The 2,561-nt window shown below is 34.1% G+C and carries 5 protein-coding genes; 3 read left to right on the forward strand and 2 right to left on the reverse strand.

Annotation, left to right across the window (positions count from 1 at the left end):
- Positions 1–38: 38 nt before the first annotated feature.
- The 3 genes from V7164_RS16950 (at position 39) to V7164_RS16960 (ending at position 1,557) form a co-directional block, all read left to right on the forward strand.
- Positions 39–596 carry a hypothetical protein gene (locus V7164_RS16950; RefSeq protein ID WP_335345047.1) on the forward strand — a complete coding sequence of 186 codons (558 nt, stop codon included), beginning with the start codon at positions 39–41 and terminating at the stop codon, positions 594–596.
- A gap of 19 nt (positions 597–615) precedes the next feature.
- Positions 616–993, forward strand: a complete 378-nt coding sequence (locus tag V7164_RS16955) for a DUF2500 domain-containing protein (RefSeq protein ID WP_335345048.1) — start codon at positions 616–618, stop codon at positions 991–993.
- Between the two features lie 111 nt (positions 994–1,104).
- On the forward strand, positions 1,105–1,557 hold the full coding sequence (locus V7164_RS16960; protein WP_335345049.1) for a hypothetical protein: 453 nt from the start codon (positions 1,105–1,107) through the stop codon (positions 1,555–1,557).
- A gap of 158 nt (positions 1,558–1,715) precedes the next feature.
- On the opposite strand, the gene V7164_RS16965 is transcribed toward V7164_RS16960, so the two are convergent.
- Positions 1,716–2,189 (reverse strand): hypothetical protein, encoded by a 474-nt coding sequence (locus V7164_RS16965; RefSeq protein WP_335345050.1) that lies wholly within the window; start codon positions 2,187–2,189, stop codon positions 1,716–1,718.
- 158 nt (positions 2,190–2,347) lie between these two features.
- Positions 2,348–2,561: hypothetical protein (locus tag V7164_RS16970; protein WP_335354678.1), on the reverse strand; the 214-nt coding region annotated here is incomplete at its 5' end.

Below are 2,561 nucleotides of genomic sequence, written 5' to 3' on the forward strand. Positions count from 1 at the left end.
ATTTATATGCGTCTTTAATAAAAAAGGGGCTTTTGTAGTTGGGTAAAAAAAGAAAAAATATAATTTATGTAACCGCTGTATTAATAATATTGACTCTTTTCTATCCGTCATCAAGAGGGTTGGCTTGTGATTGTGATATACCTAAAACTGCAAATGAAGCATTGAATAGGGCAGCAGCTGTGTTTAGAGGAGAGGTTCTGCAGGTAAAAAAGAAAAAAATCAACGGTAAATCCTACGATGTCGCTTTGATATCAGTATCAGAAATTTGGAAGGGCATTGACGAATCTCAAGTATTTGTTACTACAGATTGGAGTAGCAGCTGCCAATTTGACTTTGAAGTGGGAAAGGAGTATCTCTTCTATCCAAATGATCATGACGGCATACTAAAAGTCATTAACTGCGGAAAAAGTGCCGAAATCCAATATGCTAATCAAGATCTGCTAGAGCTTGGAAAAGGGAAAGAGCCTAAATACACGGTCCAATTAGAAGATGAATTAATGAGCAGCAAATGGTTTCAGCAAAGTAGTATGTTACTTGTATTATTTATAATTGTTTTTGCCATTGTTTATTTAAGGAAAAAGAAAATCAAAAATTAACTTGTATAGGAGGGATTAGATGCTTCATGGTGGGGATTTCATGTTTGATTTCGCTCCTACTTTTGTTGGCATTATCTTTGTCATCGTAATCTCTACAATCCTATTTACAATATTTAAAGGATTTTCTCAATGGAATAAAAATAATAACTCCCCAAAACTCAACGTCAACGCGAAAGTGGTGGCAAAAAGGACGGCCATTCGTGGTGGAGGAGAGCATAGGGCTTATAGTGATTATTTTGTTACCTTTGAGGTTGAAAGCGGTGATCGGTTTGAATTAGAGGTTGAGGGTTCTGAATATGGGATGCTTGTTGAAGGTGACACCGGAGAGCTTGCCTTTCAGGGCACAAGATATTTCGGTTTTACAAGGCAGAAAAAGAAGATGGAGATTGATACGTAAACTTTTTAATCTAATGTTCAGAAATGATATTACCATAAAGAGGAATTTACCAAACCTATAATTCAACCATAATAAGGGTAAATTAACCAAAACGATTCTAAGAGGTGCGTGATGAGGCAGTTTGTTTTGGTCATACTTATGATCTCGATTTTGGTAATTTATCCTTCACAGCCAAAGGCAATAACTATGCCTTGTAGTATGATACTGGAGTCCGTTGATAAAAAACTTACAAATGCAAAGGGCTCAGCATTGATTTATAAAGTGCTGTTGATCCCTCAAAGTTTTGCACGAACGAATATAAGTATTCTCGGGGTGCACCTTCCAAAACCATCTACCTATGGTAATTACGATAGTTATGAAGGATTTGCCTTTATACCTAATGAAATCAGCTGGCGTTTCAGGCTTTACCCTACTCCAGAAATAGATGGTCCAACTTGGGCTGGAAGAATTGATGACATTACAGCAAAAATGGAAAATGTAGAAGTACAGATAAGACTTTCTAATTCAAATACCAAAAAGTTGGGGCCTAGTATATTATCAGGCAAAATTAAATCTTGTAAATAGAAGCTATAGAACAAAGGGGCATTACTGAAACAGAGGTAATGCTTTTTTCTTTTTAAGTCAAGGAATTGGGCTTTTTGTAAGGCTCTGTTAAACTTTAATGTTGATATAAGGTTATAAAATAGGAAAAGCCATTACTACGGAGGCTTCCCCTCTAATGTTTAGCTATTGTTAATAAAATGCTCAAACCAACTAATACTCAAAGAGATAATCCAAACAGTTAATGGAAGTACAAAACTCTTTATTGCTTGTAACCAATAAAACTTTTTACTTTGTTTTTGCAGTATTCTATCCGTAACAAAAAATAAGGCAGAAGCTCCTAAACTATAAGGCAAGACTACAAGTCCGAAAACAATGTGTAACGCTCCAGAGCCAATTATTTCTATATTTTTGGTTTCGCTTGTTTTTGACATTAATTCTGCTACCTTATCACTTATAATGGAAGTCAACACTCCATAAATAAGAATAACAGGAAAGCTATACATTAAATATAAATTTATAACATTGATAGCCGAATAAAAATAATTTTGTTCTGCAACAACTTGCTCATTAAATGGATTTGGCATAATAAATCCTAATAAAATTGCAAATAAAGCACTTGATATAGAAGCCGATATTATTTTTCTCTTTAACATTTACTCACCTCCGCAAATTACTAATTTATTCACTATACTTTGTAAAATTGAATTAACACTAAATTTTGACAATCGCAAACTGTCTTATGTGTCCGTATCTATTCTTCATTGTCCATTTCACTTTGATATGGTTGGTAAAATATAATTTTCACTCATCTTTACTGAGTAAGATAAAAAAACATTTTCTTTCTAGAATATAAATAAAACCCTATTTGTATCAAATGGTATACACCCGCAACTATTAGGAAGTGCAATAGTACCTCAGGATTCTCCATAACCCCTCCAATATCCTTTGCCATCGCAACTATATAAAGGAAAGCTAAAGTAGTCCCAACAATGGTCGGAAAAAAGAATAAGGTTGTTATTTCCTTT

Source organism: Bacillus sp. JJ1474, assembly GCF_036965225.1.
In the GTDB taxonomy this organism is placed as follows: Bacteria; Bacillota; Bacilli; order Bacillales; family Cytobacillaceae; genus Cytobacillus.